We start from the raw sequence: 18220 nt of genomic DNA, 5'->3' as shown, positions 1-18220 counted from the left end.
CAACTTCGCATCACCTTGGGCTCCTGATCTTTCGGGGAGATATGATTCATGGCCAAGTCCGATGGTCCCGATGCCAAGCCCGATCTGCGGCTCGTGGCGGCCGAGGCCGAAATCTACAATCTGATGAAGGCGCCCGAGACCACGGCCGAGCGCGTCAAGCGTCTCCAGCTCGAAGCCCACGCCCTGGCGCTGGAAGAGGTCGAGGCGCTGGAGAAGCTGCTGCTGGACGCCGCGTCCAAGGCCAGGGCCATCGCCGACGGCGGCGACGCCTATCCGGTCGGCGCGCGTGAACTGGCCTCGCGCCTGGCGACCGACCTGCCCAACCGCGCCGAAACCCTCCGGACCATCATCCACCGCGTCAGCTGATCGTCCCGACGGGAACGCCTGTCCGCCTCGCCCGCTTTCTGAAGACCAAGTCCTTCAGGAGCCTTCGATGACCGACACCGCCCGCGCCGACGCCGTCGCCGACCACGAACGCGCCATCCAACGCGACATCGACGCCAAGGACGCCCGTTCGGGTGACGCAGAGTCCTCGGGCGCGGTCCAGGCCGGCGCCCGCCCCTATCCCGAACCGCCCTTTCCCCAACAGCACCAGACCAAGCCCGGCGACGAGGCGGCCCTGGACCCCGCGCCCCTCTATGACGCCCCCTTCTGGAAGGGATCGGGCAAGCTGGACGGGTTCGCCGCCCTGATCACCGGCGCCGATTCCGGCATCGGCCGCGCGGTCGCCGTCCTGTTCGCGCGAGAGGGCTGCGATGTCGTCATCTGCCATCTGGACGAAGAGGCCGACGCCGAAACGACCAAGGCCGCCGTCGAGGCCGAGGGCCGCCGCGCTCTGGTGCTGAAGGGCGACGTGTCCGACCCCGCCTTCGCCGAGGCCGCCGTCAAGGCCACGCTGGACGCCTTCGGCCGCCTGGACGTCCTGGTCCCCAACGCCGCCTTCCAGGAGCACGTCGCCGCCTTCGAGGATCTGACCTACGACCATTTCGACCGCACGCTGAAGACCAACCTCTACGGCTATTTCAACATGACCAAGGCGGCGGTCCCGCACATGAAGACCGGCGGAGCCATCGTCATGACCGGCTCCGTCACCGGGCTTCAGGGCAACAAGGACCTGCTGGACTACTCCCTGACCAAGGGCGGCATCCACGCCTACGCCCGCTCGCTGGGCACGCATCTGGCGCCGCGCGGCATCCGGGTGAACGTGGTCGCCCCCGGCCCGGTCTGGACCCCGTTGAACCCCGCCGACAAGGACGCCGAGACGGTCTCACAGTTCGGCGCCAAGACGGTGATGAAACGCCCGGCCCAGCCCGAGGAGATCGCCCCCGCCTACGTCTTCCTGGCCTCGCCCCAGATGTCCAGTTTCATCACCGGGGAAATCCTGCCCATCGTCGGCGGCTATTCGGGCGGTTAGGGGAGGCCGACGATCCAGGAGTTCTTGCCGGCGGGGGTCCAGGCCTCCGTCGGCGCCCAGACGTTTCGACCGCCACGCCAACGCGCCTGAAGAAATTCTTCGGGCGCCACATCCACCCCTTCCAATAAGGCTTCGCAGCTGATGCCGTTCACGCGCGACCGAAGCCCAACGGCAAGCTCGCCTTCGCCCGTCGGCGTCAGCCAGTCTTCCTTGAAATCGCGCGACAGGCCGAACCAGGCGCCGGCCGTCCGTACCGGTTCCTCATTGACGATCAATCGATCCTGCGCCCATCCCCTCCAGGCGAAGGCGTTCTCCACGCGAACGATCGAGTTGCCGACGTGATAGACCCAGGCCTGTCCGATCAAATACATCCGGCCACATTACAGCGAACGCCGACCTCCGCCCTGCGACCTAAGCGCCGATTCCTACGCCAGCACATCGTCATAATCGGGATGCCGCTTGTGCCAAGCGACGGCGTAGCTGCATCGGGGAAACAGCTTCAGCCCCGTCTGACGCGCATGGTCGCCGAGGGACTGCATGAACCGCGCCGCCGCGCCCGAGCCGCGCAGCGACGGCTCGGCCTCGACGTGCAGGATGACCCGCGCGTCGCCCTTTACAGCATAGTCGGCCCAGACCAGGCCCGCGCCCTTGTCGTCGTCGAACGCCTGTTCGAACCGGTTATCGCTTTCGACGTCTTTGAACTGTCCCATCTGGATCTCCTTTGACGGATCAACCGCCAAGGCCGTCGGGACGTTCCGTCAGCGTCAGATCGGCTTGTCGTTCAGCAGGTTCAGCAGGCCGATCACGCTCTTTATCGTGAACCAGACGCTCAGCAGGAACCACAGAAGCAGGAACAGCAGCAGAAAGGGTATGCCGATCAACACCAGCGAGGCCAGGGCGCTGACGAAGATCCCGACCCAGGCCGCGATCGTCCACCAGAACACGGACCAGAACAGGGCGATCTGGGCGTCGATGTGCTGTCGCGCCACCCCGGTCGCCGTCCCGCGCGAGACATAGGACACGACCAGGCCGATCAGCACCAGCACGTTCGCGCTGGGGATCGAAAGGATGAACAGCGCCCAGGCGATCAGAGCGCCCACCTTGCCTTCCGGTTCGCGGCCGGCGGTGAAATCGGGGGCGTTGGTCATGATCGTGCCTCTCTCAGAACAGCCAGCTTCGGGGATTGGGAACGGCCTGGCCGCTCTTCAGTTTCAACACGCCGTAGGCGCCGCGGGCCAGGATCCAGACCGCCACGGCGAACAGGACCACGACGCCGATGTTGACGATCACCAGAACCGCCCCGACCACGGCGGCCGCGACCGCGCCCAGCAGGGTGCGCCGCTGATACAGCGCATGGCTGGCCTCCAGCGCGTCGACAGGCGGGTCGCGTCGCATCACCGCCAGCAGGGCTGCGAGGCACGACAGTCCAAGCGTCGGCGTCGCCAGCAGGATCAGCACATAGACCGCATACAGCCGCATCGGCGCCACCGGCCCCGGCGCCCGTGCGATATCGCCCCGTTCGCCGCCGCTCAGTCGGTGGCGCATCGCCGCGTGCGGACCGGCGGCGCGGGCGGACGAAGGGGGGGCGAAGCGGGCGACCGGCTGCACCCCCTCGTTCCGGTCGTACGGCCCCGTCGCGTCGGACAGCGGCGGATCGAACAGGTCCGGCTCATGGACCTCCGGTTCGGGCCTCGGCTCCGGCACGCGCGCCCGCCCGGCCAGCGAGGCGGGCGAGACGAAACCGACATGGGCGTCGTGATCGTGCTCGTCCTGCGCGTCGGCAGGGGTCTTGGGATCGCCGGGTTCGGCCATGAACAACGCTTCTCTCGCGCCGCGCCTGCGGCTGGACTCAACCCCGCGACAATGGCGGCGGGGCCGCCTGGACGCAACCGGGCTTTACGCCTCACCGCGCCAGCACGATCTCGCAGCCGGGGGCGATCACGGCGGCCAGGGCGCCGGGCTTTTCGATCCGCACCGTCGCGCGCCGCACCCGTCCGTCCGCCAGGCAGGCCCGCGCCAGCCGTTCGGCGAAGGTCTCCACCAGGCCGACGTGCCCCTGTTCGGCAATGGCAAGCGCCGCATTGGCCACGGTCTCATAGTCGATGGTGTCGCCCAGCCGCTCGATGGATCGCGGCTCCAGCTCCAGCGTCACGTCGATCGTCAGCCGCTGCAGCCGCCCGTGTTCGTGGTCATAGACCCCGATGCCCGCCTCGACCACCAGCCCGCGCACGAAGACGCTCAACCGTTCGAAACGCGGCTCGTCCGCCGGGAAGGGCGAAACCTGCGACGACTGGACCACGCGGCCTACTCCTGGATGTCGGGGGTGCGCCAGGCCAGATGCTGGCCCCCGTCGACGGCGATCATCTGGCCCGTGACCATGCGGGCGTCAATCAGCCACAGCACCGCCTCGGCCACCTCTTCCGGGCTGCCGGGCGTCTCCAGCAGGGTGGCGCGCGCCTCGGCGGCGAATTCCTCGGGCGTTTGGTGGACGGACGGCAGGGTCGGTCCCGGCCCCACCCCGTTGACCCGGATGCCCGGCGCCAGCGCCTGGGCCAGGGTCCGCGTCGCCCACCACAGCCCGTTGCGCGACAGGCTGTAGGAGAAGAAGCGCGGGTCCGGCTTCAGCACCTTCTGGTCCAGCAGATTGACGATGGCCCCCTCGACAGCCTGGGCGGCGAAAGCCTCGGCCAGGACGATGGGCGCCCTCAGATTGGTCTCGATATGGGCGTCCCAGCTTTCGCGCGTCAGCCCGCCGATCCGGTCGTCCTGGAACACCGAGGCGTTGTTGACCAGCACAGTTACCGGCCCCAGCGCCTCGACAGCAGCCGGCATCAGCGCCCGCACCCTGGCCTCGTCCGCGAGGTCCGCCTGCAACAGACAGGTGCGCCGCCCCAGGCCAGCGATTTCCTCGGCCAGGCCGCGCGCCGCGTCGCCCGAGGCATGATGATGGATCGCCACGTCGAACCCGGCCGCGGCCAGCTTCAGACAGATGGCCCGCCCGATCCTGCGCGCCCCGCCCGTGACCAGGGCGACCCCGCGCCCCCCAGACTGGAACTGCGTCTGCGCCGGTTCAGTCAACCCGACCGAACTCGAACACATTGAAGGCCGCGATGACGGCGATGAAGCCGAAGATGATGCCGAGCGCCAGCATGGTATGCTCCTGTTCCGTCCCTTGGTTAGAGCGGGACGAAGCGGGGTTCAAGCGGGCATACATCGGTCGAGCGCAAGACTGTTCGGCGGCCGCTGCAACATTTCCCCGGCGCCCGTCGTTCTGCAGGGCGAAACGCATGACGGAGACCTCGCCGTGGCCGCCCGCCCTACCTGGCATGGACATCTGAAGCTGTCGCTCGTGACCTGCCCGGTCGGGCTCTACACGGCTACGGCGTCGAACGCCCATGTCAGCTTCAACCTGATCAATCCCGAGACCAACAACCGCATCCGCATGGTGCCGACCGATCCCGACACCGGGCCGGTCGAGCGGTCCGATCTGGTGAAGGGCTATGAGGTGTCCAAGGACGAATACGTCCTGTTCGACGACGCCGACTTCGACAAGGTCAGGCTGGAGACCACCCACACCATCTCCATCGACAGCTTCGTGGACGAGGCCGACATCGACCGTCTGTACTGGGACGACCCCTTCTTCATCGTGCCCGAGAAGGGGGTGGGGGTCGAAGCCTTCGCCGTCATCCGCGACGCCATGAAGGCGGCGGGCAAGGTGGCCATCGGCAGCCTGGTCCTGCGCGGGCGCGAGCGGCAGCTGGCCATGGAGGTGCGGGGCAAGGGCCTGGTCGCCTGGTCCCTGCGCGCCCATGACGAGGTGCGCGACGCCGACGACTATTTCGACGACATCCCGGCGGTGAAGGCCGACAAGGACATGGTCGAGATCGCCACCCGCATCATCGCCCAGAAGGAGGCCCCCTTCGATCCCTCCCAGTTCAAGGACCGCTACGACGACGCCCTGCGCGACCTGATCAAGGCCAAGCAGAAGGGCGGCAAGGGCGTGGTCGAGGTCGAAGAGCCGGACGACACCAATGTCGTGGATCTGATGCAGGCCCTGCGCAACAGCCTGCAGGGTTCGGCCGGGGGCAAGAAGGCGCCGGCGAAGAAAGCCGCGCCCAAGAAGAAAACGCCCGCCAAGAAGAAGGCGGCCTAACTCACCTCCATCGTCTTCAGCGCCGGCTTCAGGCTGACGGCGCCTTGGCGGAAATCCGCCCAGGGATCGGCCTTCCTCAGCAGGGCGGGCGCGGTGAGCATGTTGAACGCGCGCGGGTCCAGCCCCGTCTTCACCTGCCCCCAGGCCAGCGGAAAGGCCACGCCCGCGCCGGGCCGGGCGCGCGGCGACCAGGGGGCGACCGCCGTCGCCATCCGCCCGTTTCGCAGATAGTCCAGAAAGATCTTACCGCCCCGCGCCTTCTTGGCCAGGGTGGTGGTGAACCGGTCCGGGGCCTCGGCGCGGACGGCCTCGGACACGGCCTTGGCGAAGGCCTTGTTCTGGTCCCAGGTCACGGCGCTGCGCTTGTCGGCCTTGATCGGGACCACGACGTGCAGCCCCTTGCCCCCCGTGGTCTTGACGAAGGGGTTCAGACCCAGCGCCTCCAGCCGCGCCTTCACCACCTTGGACGCACCGATCACGTCCCCGAAGTCCAGCCCCACGTCGGGGTCCAGGTCGAAGGTGATCTGGTCCGGCGTCTCGGGATCGCCCGGCGCGCAGCCCCACGGGTGCAGCTCCAGCCCACCGGACTGCCCCACCGCGATCAGCCCCCCGACATCGACCACGGCGACATAGGGTTTGCGCTCGTGCACGTCGATCAGCTTCAGCCGCGGGTTCGACCCCGGCATGGCGTGGCGCTGGAAGAACTGCTCGCCCCCTATCCCCTCCGGCGCGCGGATGATCGACAGCGGCCGGTCCGCCACATGGGGCAGGATGCGTTCGGCCACCGCCTCGTAATAGCGCGCCAAATCCGCCTTGGTGATCGGGTCGGCCCCGTCGTGGGCGGGCCACAGCACCTTGTCGGGATTGGAGATCGTCACCCCGGCCACCACCACCTTGCCGGACCGGCCGTTCGCGCCGCCCGTCTTGGCCCCCGCCTTGATCGTGCTGCTGGGCGGCTGGGGCGGGGCGTCGACCTCGGCGGCCGCCTTGTCCTCGCGCAGCCCCTTGAACGCCGCCTGGCGCAGGGAGCCGCCGTCGGTATAGCCGCCGTGCTCGATCTCAGCGACCAGCACGGGCCGGGTCCAGTGAATCGCCTCGCCCCGCGTCGTGCGTCTGGGCGCATCCTTTCCGACGAAGGGGCTGCGGTCGGTCTCCACCGCCGCCAGCGCCGGGATCAGGGTCTTGACCAGCGGCTGGGCGTAGCCGGTCCCGACCCGCCCCAGCGACCGCAGCCCCTGCCCTTCCTTGATCCCCACCAGCAGCGAGCGGAACCGCGATCCGTCCGTGGTCCAGCCCCCGATCACCACCTCGTCGCGCCCCCGGCACTTGGACTTGACCCAGGTGGTCGAGCGCCCGGCGCGATAAGGCGCGTCCAGCCGTTTGGAGATCACCCCCTCCAGATCCATCCGGCACGCGCTTTCCAGCACCGCCCTGCCGCTGGAAGCGAAATGGTCGACATAGCGCACCCGTTTCGCCGCCCCCTTGGCGATCCGCTGAACATAGGCCTCCAGCCGCGCCTTGCGATGCGACAGCGGCAGGTCGCGCAGGTCCTCGCTTCCTTCGAACAGCAGGTCGAAGGCGAAATAGACCAAGGCTTCGGTCTCGCCGTCCGACAGGGCCGTCTGCAGGGCAGAAAAGTCCGGGCTGGAATCCTCGGCCAGGGCGCACACCTCGCCGTCGATCACCGCATCGGGCCAGCGCGCGGCGTCGGCCGCCAGTTCGGGGAACCGTTCCGTCCAGTCCAGACCCTTGCGCGTTCTCAGCGTCGCCTGGCCGCCCCCCGTGGCGATCTGGATGCGATAGCCGTCGAACTTGATCTCGTGCGCCCAGCCGGCGTCGCTAGGCGGATGGTCGGCCGTCTTGCACAGCTGGATCGGCACGAAGGCGCGCGGCCGTTCGGCGTCGGACTTCTGGGCCTTCGTCGCCTTGGGTTTGGGCGGCGCCTTCCGCCCCGTGGGCTTGGACGACGTCCACTGTTTGCGCCCCTCGGCGATCTGGGCCATCGTCCGTCCGGTCGCGATCGAGGCGTCGATCTCCATATTGGCGTCGCCCTCGCCCTCGACGGCGAATTCGTCCTTCTCCTTGATCAGCAGCCAGTTGTTGCGCTTGGACGGCCGGCCCCGGTCGGTCTTTAGCCGGATAAGCGCCCATTTGCCCTTCAGCCGCTCGCCGTCCAGCACCATCTTGATCTGGCCCCGGGCGAAGGCGGCGGCCAGGTCCGGCTCCTGCGGGGCCCATGTCCCCGTGTCCCACATCTGCACCGTACCCGCGCCATAGTTGCCGGCGGGGATGGTCCCTTCGAAGTCGCCATAGTCCAGCGGGTGGTCCTCGACCTCGACCGCCAGCCGCTTCACATGGGGATCGCGCGACGGCGCCTTTGTCACCGCCCAGGACTTCAGCACCCCGTCCGCCTCGATGCGGAAATCGTAGTGCAGCCGCGTCGCCGCGTGCCGCTGGATCAGATAGCGCCCGCCCTCCGCCCTGGCCGCCCCCTTGCGCCCCTTCGGCTCCGGCGTCTCCCCGAACCGCCGCTTGCCCCGATAGGTCTCCAGTTCGCCGCGCATCCGCATCCCGCTCCCTTGAACCAGCGAAACGTCATGCGACGAAAGACGATCCGCAACGGCCTGTCTTGCGTTCGACGGAGACTCAGGCCGAACCGTTCGGCGTCATCCCAGGCATTGCCGGCATCCACATAGGGACTTGGATCACGCCAAGGCGTGGAGCCCGCTTCCCGACAGGGCGCTTGTCGGCGGCCGCCTGCACCCTCCTTCTGGTCCGGCGCTCCTGACCCTATATCCCGCCGGATGAACGCGGAGACCCCCGATTCGAAACTGACCGCCGCCGCGCTGATCGCCGACGAGGCGCGCCGGGCGCCCGACAAGCCCGGCGTCTATCGGATGTATGGCGAGGACGGGACCTGCCTTTATGTCGGCAAGGCCCGCAGCCTGAAGAAGCGCATCCTCCAGTATGCGCAAGGACGCTTCCACACCCAGCGTATCGGCCTGATGGTGGCCCAGACCCGGTCGATGGAGCTGGTGGTCACGGCGTCCGAGACCGAGGCCCTGCTGCTGGAATCCAACTTCATCAAGAAGCTGAAGCCGCGCTACAACGTCGTGCTGCGCGACGACAAGTCCTTCGCCGAACTGATGATCCGCAGCGACCACCGCGCGCCTCAGATCCGCAAGCATCGCGGCGCCCACACGACGCCCGGCCAGTATTTCGGCCCCTTCGCCTCAACCTGGGCGGTCAACCGCACGCTGAACACGCTGCAGAAGGCCTTCCTGCTGCGCTCCTGTTCGGACAGCGTCTACGAGACCCGCACCCGCCCCTGCATGCTGCATCAGATCAAGCGCTGCTCGGCGCCCTGCACGGGCCTGATCTCGCTCGAGGACTATGGCGAACTGGTGAACGAGGCCGAGCAGTTCCTGCGCGGCAAGTCGCGCGCGGTCATCGGCCGCCTGTCCAAGGAGATGCAGGCCGCGTCCGACGCGATGGACTTCGAACAGGCCGCCCGTGTGCGCGACCGCATCCGCGCGCTGTCGGCCATCGCCATGGAGAACTCCGTCAGCGCCGACAGCGTCGCCGAAGGCGACGTCTTCGCCCTGCATTCGGACGGCGGCCAGGCCTGCGTCCAGGTCTTCTTCTATCGCGCTGGCCAGAACTGGGGCGGCCGCGCCTATTTCCCGCGCGTGGACAAGACCGATACGGACCCGGAGATCCTGGCCGCCTTCCTAGGCCAGTTCTACGAGGACAAGCCGATCCCGCGCCTGATCCTGTCCAACGTCCGCCCGCACGAGCTGGAGCTGCTGGAAGAGGCCTTCTCGATGAAGGCGGACCGCAAGATCGAGATCGCCCGTCCCCAGCGCGGCGAGAAGCTGACCCTGGTCGACCACGCCCTGACCAATGCGAGGGAGGCCCTGGGCCGCCGCCTGGCCGAAAGTTCGGCGCAAGGGAAAATCCTGGACGAGGTGTGCGAGGCCTTCGGCCTGGAGGCCCGGCCCGAACGGATCGAGATCTACGACAACGCCCACATCCAGGGGACGAACGCGGTCGGCGGCATGGTCGTGGCCGGCCCCGAAGGCTTCCAGAAGTCGCAGTATCGCAAGTTCAACATCCGGGGCGAGGACCTGACGCCCGGCGACGACTACGGCATGATGCGCGAGGTGATGCGCCGCCGCTTCGCCCGTCTGGTCAAGGACGAGGAAGAGGGCGAGGCCAAGGGCGAAGATGTCGTCCGCCCCGACCTGCTGCTTATCGACGGCGGCGCGGGCCAGCTGGCCGAAGTCCTGGCCGTCATGGCCGAGATGGGCGTCGACGACATCGCCGTGGTCGGCGTCGCCAAGGGGCCGGATCGCGATGCGGGGATGGAGAAGTTCTTCATGCCGGGCAAGCCGCCCTTCATGCTGCCGCTGAAGTCCCCGGCCCTCTACTACCTGCAACGTCTCCGCGACGAGGCCCACCGTTTCGCCAACGGCGCCCACGCCAAGCGCCGTTCGATGGACATCAAGCGGAACCCTCTGGACGAGATCGAAGGCGTCGGCCCCGGCCGCAAGAAGGCCCTGCTGCACGCCTTCGGCTCCGCAAAGGGCGTCAGCCGCGCCTCCGTCGCCGATCTGGTCAAGGTCGACGGCGTCAGCCAGCCCCTGGCCGAACGCATCCACGCCTTCTTCAGGAAGGCGTGAGCCCTGTCACCATTCCAACAGCGTCAGGCCCGGAATGTCGCGAAAGTCGTCGCCGTTGCGCGTCACGAGGGTCGCTTCATCGACCAAAGCCTGGGCGGCGATCATCCGGTCCAGCACCTTGCGCCGGGAATAGCCGGTATGCGCGATGATGCGCCCGTAGGCGGCGGCGTCCCGATCATCGAACGCCCTGTAGCTGATCGTCTCAAGCAGAGCGGCCAGACGCGCGCGTCGCAGCTCGGCCTCTCCGTCCAGAAAGCCCTCCTCCAGCTCGACCACTGTAATGATGGAGAAAGTCAGCGTATCGTCGGCGTCTTCGATCCGCGTCCGTATGGTCGGGTCGCTATCCCGCAAGTGGATGGCGATGCTGGTGTCCAGCATCAACAAATGTCAAAGCCCCTTTCGAATGGGTGCGATGAACGGCGGCCGCTTGCCGATGCTGGAGGGTTTGGGCAGCGCATCCAGCTTCGCGAGCATCTCTCGCACCGAAGGTCTTTTCGGCGTCAGAGTCACCACGTCGCCCTTGCGCTCGATCTCGACCTCGACGCCCGGCCCGAACGAGATTTCCTTGGGCAGGCGCACGGCGTCGCTGTTGCCGCTTCGGAAAGTTCGACTGGTGACGGGCATGACGGCCTCCTTCGTATAGACACGTATACACCATTTATCGACGCGGCTCAAAGCGCTACAGCGCCGTCATGAGCGACACCGATGACGAACTGACCGCCGGCTATCGCCGCTTCCGCGCCGACCACTGGCCGACCGCGCGCGCCGAATATGAAAGCCTGGCGACCAAGGGCCAGAAGCCGCACACCCTGATCGTGGCCTGTTCCGACAGCCGCGCCGATCCGGCCCTGATCTTCGACGCCAAGCCAGGCGAACTGTTCGTGGTGCGCAACGTCGCCAACCTGGTTCCGCCCTATGAGCCGGACGGCAAGCTGCACGGCGTGTCGGCGGCGCTGGAGTTCGGGGTCAAGGTGCTGGGGGTCAAGCGGATCGTCGTCATGGGCCACGCCCACTGCGGCGGGGTCAACGCCATGCTGCACGGCGCGCCCGACAGCTGCGCCGACTTCGTGGCCCCCTGGGTGGCTCAAGGCACGCCGGTCGTCCGGCATGTCGCCGAGACTGTCGCGGCCGACGAGGAGGAGCGCGCCGCCGAGGAGGCCATTGTCCGCCTGTCGATCCGAAACCTGCGCACCTTCCCCTGGATCGCCGAGCGCGAGGCCAAGGGCGAACTGCACCTCAGCGGCCTTCATTTCGGCATCGCCGAGGGCGCCCTGACCGCCCTGACCGACAAGCCCCGGTTCGAACCCTTGGCTTGAGTATCAAGGATTGATATGATGGACGTATGGGAACCAACGTCCATCTTACCGCAGAGCTTGAAAGTTTGCCCGTGATCGGGTGAGTTCCGGCCGCTACAACAATGTCAGCGAAGTGGTGCGGGAAGGTCTGCGCCTGCTTCAGGATCAGGAAATCGCGAGGCGCAGCGCCGAAGCTGCGCGACTGGAAGAAGATCGCCGGCTTGAGATCGAACGCGCACGTCGCGAGGCCGCTTTGCAGGCCATGCTGGATCGATGGGCCGCCATGCCGACGATCGACATCGGTCCGTGGACGCGAGACGAGCTTTACGATTGAGGATCGCCCTAGACACCAACCTTCTCGTCTATGCCGAGGGCGTGAACGGCCCTGAGCGTCGCGACGCTGCCCGCCGGATCGTGGATCAACTTCACCTTCTGCACGAGTTCGTCATCGCCGTTCAAACGTTGGGTGAACTTCACCGCGTCCTGACCGGAAAGGCGAAGATGCCGAGCGCTCTGGCGGCGGAGGCCGCGCACAGCTGGCGGCGACTTGCGCACATCGCCCCCGGCGACGAGACGACGCTGACGGCCGCCTGCGATCTGATCGACGCCCATCCACATCAAATCTGGGACGCCATCATCCTTTCCGCCGCCGCCGAAGCCGGATGCGCGCTCCTGCTTTCCGAAGACATGCAGGACGGCTTCGTCTATCGAGGCGTGACCGTCGCCAATCCGTTCGCGGAGACGCCGCACCCCCTGCTCGCGTCCCTGCTGGAGACACCGCCATGACCGCCCACCGCGCCAATCCCGTTCCCAACATCCTGACGGGCGTCCGTTTGGCGGCCGGGGTGGTGATGTTCGCCATGATGGCCGGCGCGGCGCCGGGCGCGCTGGAAGCCTGGCTGTCGCCAGAGATCCAGGGCCGATTCAGCGTCTGGGCCTTCTGGATCTTCGTCATCGCCGCCTCGACCGACTGGGTCGACGGCTTTCTGGCCCGGCGCTGGAATTCCACGACGCGCTGGGGCGCCATCCTGGACCCGATCGCCGACAAGGTGCTGGTCACGGGCGCCATCCTCGGTGTTCTGGCCTCCGGTTCCCTGCCCGGCATCGCCCTGCCCTGCGGCCTGATCCTGTTCCGCGAATTCGCGGTCTCGGCGCTGCGCGAGACGATGGCGGGGCGGATCGAGCTGCCCGTCACCCTGGCGGCCAAGTGGAAGACCACGGTGCAGATGGTGGCCTTGGCCGCGCTTCAGCTGACCTTGCTATGGGGCGCCCTGGGTCTTCAGAACGAGGACGGCTCGCCGCTCGGCTGGCAGCCGGCGTTCGAATCCTTCGCCATCTTCCTGATCTGGTTCGCCGCCATCATCACCCTGTGGACCGGCTGGCAATATTTCCGCGAAGCGCGCCGCCAGATGAAGGATCTCTAAGGCCTGAGAGTCAGCCCCGCCGGCGTGGCCTCGAACGACGACAGCCGACCCAGATAGCTCATTCCCAGCAGGGAATATTCCAGCCCCTGTTCGACCACCAGGGCCTCCACTTCATCGACCCGTGCTCCGGCGACCGAGACGGCGGCCAGACGCACCGGCGCGGCGCGAACAACGCCCGAGGCGGTCTGGACCTGGCCGGTGAAGGCGCCCGGCTCCGGGTCGACGCCCAGACGCGCCGCATCGGCCCGCGTCAGGGCCACCACGCTGGCGCCGGTGTCCACCAGAACCCGCACCGCCCGCCCGTCGATCCGGGCCTGGGCCCAATAATGGCCGTCCGCGCCCCTGGCCACCTGGGCGGCGGCCCCCGTGGCGGCTGCCGACGCCGCGCGTCCACCCGCCGGGGCGACGAGGGCGACGGGTCCGGTCGCGGCCTGGGCCGCCTCGCCGCCGTCAAGGCGACCGATCGTCAGGGCCGTGGCGAGGGAGGCCGCCAGGGCGACGCCGAACACGATGACGGACTGAGGGTCGATGCGGATCATGGCCTTGGTTTAGCGGGCCGATCTTTGGATGCGGTGAAACGACGTGGCTGACGAAAGCTTAAGCCCCAAAACCGGCTAACCCAGCTTGGCCGGGTCAATCCGGTCACGTCGCCCCGGCAGGTCGGCCATCACCGCCGCCCGCTCGGCGTCGGTCAGCCCGCGCCAGCCGGCGATCTCTTTCAAGGTGCGGAAACAGCCCAGGCACAGGCCGCTTTCGCCGTCGACGGCGCAGACCATGACGCACGGCGTGGCAACGGCCCTTGGCGGCCCGGACGGGCCGGTCATTGTGACACCACAGCTAAAATCACTCCGACTCCTGACGAATAAATTTGCAAATTCACCAAACTGTCTTATATTGCCCGCTGACGCGAAACGACTGAGGGTGGAATCCCATTGGTACGACGTGTCTCTTTTCATCGTTCTGGGAAAGGAGACGCCAAGATGAACGATAAGGAGCGTAACCTCCAACACGCCATGATGTCCTTCGCCCTGTGGGGCGGGATGCTGGTCAACAGTCGGCAGATGCCGTCGAACTCGGGCCGGACGGTCAGCCATCCGTCCAACTTCACGCCCTATGCGATCAAGAAACGCTGACGGCGCTCAGATCGCCCAAAGCTCCCGAAAGCCCTGGCCTCGCCGGGGCTTTTTCAATTCCGGTCTTGCCTGACGCGACCTTCCCGGTCGATGAGGGCCGACAACAGAGGGAGACCGCCAATGAGCCTGATCGCCGAAGAGCGCCGCGGCGCCGTCCTGATCTGGACGCTGGACCGCGAGGCGCGGCTGAACGCCTTGCCCGATCTGGCCGACGGCGACGAGATGGCGGCGGCGTGCGAGCGGGCGAACGCCGACGCCGGCGTCCGCTGCGTCGTGCTGACCGGGGCCGGGCGGGCGTTCTCCGCCGGCGGCGACCTGACGGCCATGCGCGACCGGCGCGACCTGTTCGAGGGCTCGGGCGCGGCCATACGCGAACGCTATCGCCGGGTGGTCCACCGGATCGTGCGGTCGCTGTACGGGCTGGAGGTTCCCTTGATCGTCGCCGTCAACGGCCCAGCCATGGGACTGGGCTGCGACATCGCGGGACTGGCCGACATCCGCATCGCCTCGGATCGCGCCAGCTTCGGCGTGCCCTTCCTCAAGCTGGGGATCATTCCCGGCGACGGCGGATCGTGGCTGCTGCCGCGCAACATCGGCTACGCCCGCGCCGCCGAAATGCTGTTCACCGCCCGGTCCATCGACGCCGAGACGGCCGAGCGCTGGGGCCTGGTCAACCGCGTGGTCCCTCACGACGCCCTGCTGGACGAGGCCCTCGCCACGGCCGCCCAGATCGCGGCCCAGCCGCCCCAGGCGCTGCGCATGGCCAAGGCCCTGCTGCGCCAGGGCCGCGACATGAACTTCGACCAGATGCTGGAGATGTCGGCGGCCATGCAGGCCTTGGCCCACCTGACCGAGGATCACCAGGAAGGCGTCGCCGCCGTGCTGGAAAAACGGCCGGGCGACTTCACCGGCCGTTGACGCCCAAAACGAGAAAGGGACCGCCGCAGCGCCCCTTCCCGTCCTCGACGCCGTGGACGCCGTTACTTCTGGCCGGCCGGGCGCATGGCCTGGCTGGGACCGACGCCGGCCTGCACCGGGCGGGCGACGCCGGCCTTCTGGCCGGGCTTCATGAATTTCACCAGCACCCGCTGACCGATCAGGAATGGGGTGTCGTCTGCCGAGACCACCACCTCGACCACCCGTTCGTCGGTGCGGGCCGACGGGTCTTCAGACTGCAGCTGGCGGGCGCCGAAGACGGCGGCGCGGCGTAGGACGCGGCCCACGGTGATCTTGGTGGGATCGCCCTCAGGGGTCAGTTCGACCTCCTGGCCGACCGCGACGTTGGGAATGTCGGCCTCGACGATCTCGGCGCGGACGATCCGGGCGGTGTCCGGCTCCAGATCGAACATGGCCGTCACGTTCAGGGTCGAGGCGCCGGCGCCGGGCTGAGCGTAGCGGCGGGCGATCCGGCCGTCCATCGGGGCGCGGATGACGGTCAGTTCCTGGTTGTAGCGCGCCTCGGCCAGGCGCGACTCGGCGGTCTGGATGGCGGCGTCCTGGGAGGCGATGCGCGCCTCGGCCTGGGCGATCTGGTCGCGCGCCTGGTCCAGCCGCTGGGCGGCGACGTTGTTGGTGGCGGCCAGTTTCGACAGGCGGTCGTATTCGCGCCGCGCCGTGGTCAGTTCGACCCGCGACAGGCCCAGCTGGGCGCGCGCCTCGGCGACGGCGGCGGCGGCGCTCTGGGCGGCCAGACGGGTTTCGTCGTCCTCCTGGCGGGCCAGAACCTGGCCGGCGACCACGCGGTCGCCCTCGTTGACATAGACCTGGCTCACGATGCCGCCGCGACGGGCGGCGACCTTGATGACCCCGCCCTCCACGTCCGCCTTGCCGTTGGCGATGGCGGCGTAGGGGCTTTCGATCTTCTGGGCGGCCTCCTTCTCGACCTGCGCCTTCTTGGCGGCGCCGGCCTTGGAGAAGGCGACGAAGCCCCCGACCAGCAGGACGATCAGGACCAGGCCGATCCAGAGCCATTTGTTCTTGAGGAAGGCGGGCATGACGGTAGTCCGTTCGAGAGAGGGCTTAGTGGGACGCCAGCTGGGCGTCGGGATCGGGCGTGCGGCGTTGATCATCGAGGATCTTGCCGTCCTCGATATGGATGACCCGGTCGGCCCAGGCCTCAAGGCGCGGGTCGTGGGTCACGCAGATGACGGCGGCGCCGTACTCGGTGGCGGCGCGGCGCAACAGGCGGATGACCACCTGGCCGTTCTCGCCGTCCAAGGCCGAGGTCGGTTCGTCGGCGAACAGGATCTGCGGGTTCTTGGCCAAGGCCCGGGCGATGGCGACGCGCTGCTTCTCGCCGCCGGACAGGGCGCTGGGCCGCTGGTTCAGGCGGTGGCCCAGCCCGACCTCCTCCAGGGCCGTGGCGGCGCGCTTCCTGGCCTCGGACTTGGACAGGCCCTGGTATTTCAGGACCGTCATCACCTGCTGCAGCGCCGTCAGCGACGGGAACAGGTTGAAGCCCTGGAAGATGAAGCCGCAATGGTCCAGCCGGAACTTGTCGATCCGGCCCGAACCGTATTTCCACAGGTCGTCGACGTCCAGGATGTCGACCCGACCCTCTTCCGGCTTCAGCAGGCCCGACAGATTGGCGATCAGGGTCGACTTGCCCGAACCGGACGGCCCCATGACCATCGTCAGGTCGCCGTGCCGCGCGTCGAAGTCCACGCCCTTCAGCACCTCGACCCAGCTGCGGCCGGTCTTGAACCGCTTGACCAGACCCTTGGCCTCGATGGCGAAGTCGCCGTGCTTGCCGTGGACTTTCGTATGACTGTTCATCGCAGCAGATCCGCAGGCTGGCTCTTCTTGAGGACGCCCAGCGACAGGAAGCCGGATCCCAGGGCGATCAGCACCAGCATGGCCGAAACCATCAGCACCATCGTCGGCGGGAAGGCCATCGTCAGGCCGGTTCCGGCCGCCAGCAGGCTGACCAGCCAGGTCAGGACGAACGACGCCAGCACCCCGGCGATGCCGACCCAGAAGCTGAGTTCCAGCACGATCCGGCGCAGCGATCCCATCGACACGCCCAGCGCCCGCAGCGAAGCGAACTCCTTGATGTTGGCCATGATGGCGCCGCGCAGCGTCTGCCAGGTGATGGCCACGCCGATCAGAACGCCCAGGAACAGGGAGAAGCCCAGCATGATGGCGATGAAGCTTTCCTTCATCATCGCGCCCTCGTTGGCCTTGGCCAGGTCCTGGCGGGTCCAGGCCTTGAACTGGCCGTTGGCGGCCGCGTTCAGCTGGGCCACGACGATGGGCGCGCGGGCGGGGTTCTTGATCTGGACCATCAGCGGTCCGACCCGCTCGCCGGTGTTGGCCTCGCCCAGCATCCGCAGGGTGTCGCGCGACATGACGACGGTGGCCTGCATCATGTTGGGATAGCCCTGGGTCACGGCGGCGACGCGAACGGTCTTGCCGTTATAGGACGCCTGGTCGCCCAATTTGACGCCCAGCCGCCCCAGGGCCGTCTGGTCGATGGCCACGGCGTAGGGCTGGCGCAGCGCCTCGACCAGGTCGTCGGAATAGTCGACCGGCACCGTCACCGCGCCGGGCACGGCGTCGATGGTGGTGACGTTGACGAACTCCATCTTCTTGGAGCCCTGCGACGCCTTGCCCTGCGTAGCCTGGTCCTTGACGATGTTCTGCCAGCGCCCCCCCGACCCATCCAGGTCGGCGACGGCGACCACTTCCGGGTGCTGATAGACCACCGGCATGATGCGGCGCGGAACGCCAGACGGGCCGCCGTTGAACAGGGCCGTGGCGCCGGGGCTGAGGATCATGATGTCGGCGCGCGCGCGGTCGATCTGGGCCGTGAACGCCTTGCCGATGCCCATGAACATCCCGACCTGGGCCAGGACCAAAAGGCCGGAAAAGGCCAGCGCCACGATGGCGGCCATGTAGCGGCGCCATTCGTAGAGCAGCGTTAAAAGTGCAAGCGACATGAACCGGCGGTTCCCCCGAACTGGGTTCTATCTGACCGCGAGCCCTCGCACCGCCAAGTTAAATCGCAGTAAGGCAGGGCCGGGTGCGGACCGCGCATCCGGTTGCGCGTGGATGATCGGGGGCTTAAGGCGGCCATCGGCTCTTGGCGCCGGCCGCGCATCGGGGCTAGTTACACCATAA

The 18220-nt window shown here is 67.9% G+C and carries 25 protein-coding genes; 10 read left to right on the top strand and 15 right to left on the bottom strand.

From position 1 onward, the window contains the following. Nucleotides 1-48: 48 nt before the first annotated feature. Both AC0L6G_RS16230 and AC0L6G_RS16225 read left to right on the top strand, forming a co-directional pair. The gene (locus AC0L6G_RS16230) at nt 49-366 is read left to right on the top strand and encodes a hypothetical protein (protein WP_473252638.1); all 318 of its coding nucleotides are present in this window, start codon (nt 49-51) and stop codon (nt 364-366) included. 67 nt (nt 367-433) lie between these two features. Next, nucleotides 434-1414: an SDR family oxidoreductase gene (locus tag AC0L6G_RS16225; protein WP_473252637.1), complete on the top strand. Its 981-nt coding sequence runs from the start codon at nt 434-436 to the stop codon at nt 1412-1414. Here the strand turns inward: AC0L6G_RS16225 and AC0L6G_RS16220 are convergent. The 7 genes from AC0L6G_RS16220 to AC0L6G_RS16190 form a co-directional block, all read right to left on the bottom strand. After that, a complete protein-coding gene (locus AC0L6G_RS16220; protein ID WP_473252636.1) occupies nt 1411-1731 on the bottom strand; it encodes a hypothetical protein in 321 nt (106 codons plus the stop codon). The genes AC0L6G_RS16225 and AC0L6G_RS16220 overlap by 4 nt on opposite strands. Nucleotides 1732-1839: 108 nt before the next feature. After that, complete coding sequence (locus AC0L6G_RS16215; RefSeq protein ID WP_473252635.1) at nt 1840-2124, bottom strand: GNAT family N-acetyltransferase; 285 nt, start codon at nt 2122-2124, stop codon at nt 1840-1842. A 54-nt stretch (nt 2125-2178) separates the two neighbouring features. Then, nucleotides 2179-2562 carry a hypothetical protein gene (locus AC0L6G_RS16210; protein ID WP_473252634.1) on the bottom strand — a complete coding sequence of 128 codons (384 nt, stop codon included), beginning with the start codon at nt 2560-2562 and terminating at the stop codon, nt 2179-2181. Between the two features lie 13 nt (nt 2563-2575). Next, nucleotides 2576-3226: a hypothetical protein gene (locus AC0L6G_RS16205; protein ID WP_473252633.1), complete on the bottom strand. Its 651-nt coding sequence runs from the start codon at nt 3224-3226 to the stop codon at nt 2576-2578. A gap of 91 nt (nt 3227-3317) precedes the next feature. After that, a complete protein-coding gene (folB, locus tag AC0L6G_RS16200) occupies nt 3318-3713 on the bottom strand; it encodes a dihydroneopterin aldolase (RefSeq protein ID WP_473252632.1) in 396 nt (131 codons plus the stop codon). A 5-nt stretch (nt 3714-3718) separates the two neighbouring features. Then, nucleotides 3719-4492 (bottom strand): SDR family oxidoreductase, encoded by a 774-nt coding sequence (locus AC0L6G_RS16195; RefSeq protein WP_473252631.1) that lies wholly within the window; start codon nt 4490-4492, stop codon nt 3719-3721. Next, nucleotides 4485-4703 (bottom strand): hypothetical protein, encoded by a 219-nt coding sequence (locus tag AC0L6G_RS16190; protein WP_293825340.1) that lies wholly within the window; start codon nt 4701-4703, stop codon nt 4485-4487. The genes AC0L6G_RS16195 and AC0L6G_RS16190 overlap by 8 nt, the downstream gene beginning before the upstream one ends. A 15-nt stretch (nt 4704-4718) precedes the next feature. On the opposite strand from AC0L6G_RS16190, the gene ku reads away from it, so the two are divergent. Continuing rightward, nucleotides 4719-5567, top strand: a complete 849-nt coding sequence (gene ku, locus AC0L6G_RS16185; protein WP_293825342.1) for a non-homologous end joining protein Ku — start codon at nt 4719-4721, stop codon at nt 5565-5567. Here ku and ligD read toward each other — a convergent pair. Beyond that, nucleotides 5564-8131 carry a DNA ligase D gene (gene ligD / locus AC0L6G_RS16180; RefSeq protein ID WP_293825343.1) on the bottom strand — a complete coding sequence of 856 codons (2568 nt, stop codon included), beginning with the start codon at nt 8129-8131 and terminating at the stop codon, nt 5564-5566. The two genes, ku and ligD, sit on opposite strands and share 4 nt — an antisense overlap. 240 nt (nt 8132-8371) lie before the next feature. Here ligD and uvrC point away from each other — a divergent pair, with 240 nt between their 5' ends. After that, nucleotides 8372-10249: an excinuclease ABC subunit UvrC gene (gene uvrC / locus AC0L6G_RS16175; RefSeq protein ID WP_293825345.1), complete on the top strand. Its 1878-nt coding sequence runs from the start codon at nt 8372-8374 to the stop codon at nt 10247-10249. 6 nt (nt 10250-10255) lie between these two features. Here the strand turns inward: uvrC and AC0L6G_RS16170 are convergent, their stop codons facing one another. Both AC0L6G_RS16170 and AC0L6G_RS16165 read right to left on the bottom strand, forming a co-directional pair. Then, nucleotides 10256-10627 (bottom strand): PIN domain-containing protein, encoded by a 372-nt coding sequence (locus tag AC0L6G_RS16170; protein ID WP_293825346.1) that lies wholly within the window; start codon nt 10625-10627, stop codon nt 10256-10258. 9 nt (nt 10628-10636) lie between these two features. Further along, on the bottom strand, nt 10637-10873 hold the full coding sequence (locus AC0L6G_RS16165; RefSeq protein WP_291535608.1) for an antitoxin: 237 nt from the start codon (nt 10871-10873) through the stop codon (nt 10637-10639). A gap of 68 nt (nt 10874-10941) precedes the next feature. On the opposite strand from AC0L6G_RS16165, the gene AC0L6G_RS16160 reads away from it, so the two are divergent. The 4 genes from AC0L6G_RS16160 (at nt 10942) to pgsA (ending at nt 12968) form a co-directional block, all read left to right on the top strand. Continuing rightward, nucleotides 10942-11565 (top strand): carbonic anhydrase, encoded by a 624-nt coding sequence (locus tag AC0L6G_RS16160; RefSeq protein WP_293825348.1) that lies wholly within the window; start codon nt 10942-10944, stop codon nt 11563-11565. Nucleotides 11566-11644: 79 nt separating this feature from the next. Further along, nucleotides 11645-11878 carry a ribbon-helix-helix domain-containing protein gene (locus tag AC0L6G_RS16155; protein ID WP_473252630.1) on the top strand — a complete coding sequence of 78 codons (234 nt, stop codon included), beginning with the start codon at nt 11645-11647 and terminating at the stop codon, nt 11876-11878. Further along, nucleotides 11818-12330, top strand: coding sequence for a PIN domain-containing protein (locus AC0L6G_RS16150; protein WP_473252629.1), 513 nt, complete (start codon nt 11818-11820; stop codon nt 12328-12330). Before AC0L6G_RS16155 ends, AC0L6G_RS16150 begins: the two co-directional genes overlap by 61 nt. After that, on the top strand, nt 12327-12968 hold the full coding sequence (pgsA, locus tag AC0L6G_RS16145; RefSeq protein ID WP_291535604.1) for a CDP-diacylglycerol--glycerol-3-phosphate 3-phosphatidyltransferase: 642 nt from the start codon (nt 12327-12329) through the stop codon (nt 12966-12968). Before AC0L6G_RS16150 ends, pgsA begins: the two co-directional genes overlap by 4 nt. Here the strand turns inward: pgsA and AC0L6G_RS16140 are convergent. Together AC0L6G_RS16140 and AC0L6G_RS16135 are read right to left on the bottom strand one after the other, a co-directional pair. Then, on the bottom strand, nt 12965-13507 hold the full coding sequence (locus AC0L6G_RS16140) for a retropepsin-like aspartic protease family protein (RefSeq protein WP_293825352.1): 543 nt from the start codon (nt 13505-13507) through the stop codon (nt 12965-12967). The two genes, pgsA and AC0L6G_RS16140, sit on opposite strands and share 4 nt — an antisense overlap. Before the next feature lie 75 nt (nt 13508-13582). Beyond that, nucleotides 13583-13792: a DUF1289 domain-containing protein gene (locus tag AC0L6G_RS16135; RefSeq protein WP_291535602.1), complete on the bottom strand. Its 210-nt coding sequence runs from the start codon at nt 13790-13792 to the stop codon at nt 13583-13585. A 156-nt stretch (nt 13793-13948) separates the two neighbouring features. On the opposite strand from AC0L6G_RS16135, the gene AC0L6G_RS16130 reads away from it, so the two are divergent. Together AC0L6G_RS16130 and AC0L6G_RS16125 are read left to right on the top strand one after the other, a co-directional pair. Further along, nucleotides 13949-14101, top strand: coding sequence for a hypothetical protein (locus tag AC0L6G_RS16130; protein WP_291535601.1), 153 nt, complete (start codon nt 13949-13951; stop codon nt 14099-14101). Between the two features lie 120 nt (nt 14102-14221). Then, a complete protein-coding gene (locus tag AC0L6G_RS16125; RefSeq protein ID WP_473252628.1) occupies nt 14222-15019 on the top strand; it encodes a crotonase/enoyl-CoA hydratase family protein in 798 nt (265 codons plus the stop codon). Nucleotides 15020-15081: 62 nt separating this feature from the next. Here the strand turns inward: AC0L6G_RS16125 and AC0L6G_RS16120 are convergent, their stop codons facing one another. From AC0L6G_RS16120 to AC0L6G_RS16110, 3 genes are read right to left on the bottom strand one after another with little or no spacing between them, the layout of a single operon-like run. After that, on the bottom strand, nt 15082-16095 hold the full coding sequence (locus tag AC0L6G_RS16120; protein WP_293825356.1) for an HlyD family secretion protein: 1014 nt from the start codon (nt 16093-16095) through the stop codon (nt 15082-15084). Between the two features lie 25 nt (nt 16096-16120). Next, the gene (locus AC0L6G_RS16115) at nt 16121-16876 is read right to left on the bottom strand and encodes an ABC transporter ATP-binding protein (RefSeq protein ID WP_291535598.1); all 756 of its coding nucleotides are present in this window, start codon (nt 16874-16876) and stop codon (nt 16121-16123) included. After that, the gene (locus AC0L6G_RS16110) at nt 16873-18039 is read right to left on the bottom strand and encodes an ABC transporter permease (protein ID WP_473252627.1); all 1167 of its coding nucleotides are present in this window, start codon (nt 18037-18039) and stop codon (nt 16873-16875) included. Before AC0L6G_RS16110 ends, AC0L6G_RS16115 begins: the two co-directional genes overlap by 4 nt. Nucleotides 18040-18220: the final 181 nt, after the last annotated feature.

The organism is Brevundimonas sp. D3-1P, from assembly GCF_055809335.1.
The sequence above is the reverse complement of the archived record's forward strand: the minus strand, read 5'-3'. Positions and strand labels throughout refer to the sequence as shown.

Coding starts and splice junctions, on each gene's coding strand:
- AC0L6G_RS16230 (WP_473252638.1), top strand. CDS start 49: ATGGCCAAGTCCGATGGTCCCGATGCCAAGCCCGATCTGCGGCTCGTG.
- AC0L6G_RS16225 (WP_473252637.1), top strand. CDS start 434: ATGACCGACACCGCCCGCGCCGACGCCGTCGCCGACCACGAACGCGCC.
- AC0L6G_RS16215 (WP_473252635.1), bottom strand. CDS start 2,124: ATGGGACAGTTCAAAGACGTCGAAAGCGATAACCGGTTCGAACAGGCG.
- AC0L6G_RS16210 (WP_473252634.1), bottom strand. CDS start 2,562: ATGACCAACGCCCCCGATTTCACCGCCGGCCGCGAACCGGAAGGCAAG.
- AC0L6G_RS16205 (WP_473252633.1), bottom strand. CDS start 3,226: ATGGCCGAACCCGGCGATCCCAAGACCCCTGCCGACGCGCAGGACGAG.
- AC0L6G_RS16190 (WP_293825340.1), bottom strand. CDS start 4,703: ATGCGTTTCGCCCTGCAGAACGACGGGCGCCGGGGAAATGTTGCAGCG.
- ligD (WP_293825343.1), bottom strand. CDS start 8,131: ATGCGCGGCGAACTGGAGACCTATCGGGGCAAGCGGCGGTTCGGGGAG.
- uvrC (WP_293825345.1), top strand. CDS start 8,372: ATGAACGCGGAGACCCCCGATTCGAAACTGACCGCCGCCGCGCTGATC.
- AC0L6G_RS16170 (WP_293825346.1), bottom strand. CDS start 10,627: ATGCTGGACACCAGCATCGCCATCCACTTGCGGGATAGCGACCCGACC.
- AC0L6G_RS16165 (WP_291535608.1), bottom strand. CDS start 10,873: ATGCCCGTCACCAGTCGAACTTTCCGAAGCGGCAACAGCGACGCCGTG.
- AC0L6G_RS16160 (WP_293825348.1), top strand. CDS start 10,942: ATGAGCGACACCGATGACGAACTGACCGCCGGCTATCGCCGCTTCCGC.
- AC0L6G_RS16150 (WP_473252629.1), top strand. CDS start 11,818: ATGGGCCGCCATGCCGACGATCGACATCGGTCCGTGGACGCGAGACGA.
- pgsA (WP_291535604.1), top strand. CDS start 12,327: ATGACCGCCCACCGCGCCAATCCCGTTCCCAACATCCTGACGGGCGTC.
- AC0L6G_RS16140 (WP_293825352.1), bottom strand. CDS start 13,507: ATGATCCGCATCGACCCTCAGTCCGTCATCGTGTTCGGCGTCGCCCTG.
- AC0L6G_RS16135 (WP_291535602.1), bottom strand. CDS start 13,792: ATGACCGGCCCGTCCGGGCCGCCAAGGGCCGTTGCCACGCCGTGCGTC.
- AC0L6G_RS16130 (WP_291535601.1), top strand. CDS start 13,949: ATGAACGATAAGGAGCGTAACCTCCAACACGCCATGATGTCCTTCGCC.
- AC0L6G_RS16125 (WP_473252628.1), top strand. CDS start 14,222: ATGAGCCTGATCGCCGAAGAGCGCCGCGGCGCCGTCCTGATCTGGACG.
- AC0L6G_RS16120 (WP_293825356.1), bottom strand. CDS start 16,095: ATGCCCGCCTTCCTCAAGAACAAATGGCTCTGGATCGGCCTGGTCCTG.
- AC0L6G_RS16115 (WP_291535598.1), bottom strand. CDS start 16,876: ATGAACAGTCATACGAAAGTCCACGGCAAGCACGGCGACTTCGCCATC.
- AC0L6G_RS16110 (WP_473252627.1), bottom strand. CDS start 18,039: ATGTCGCTTGCACTTTTAACGCTGCTCTACGAATGGCGCCGCTACATG.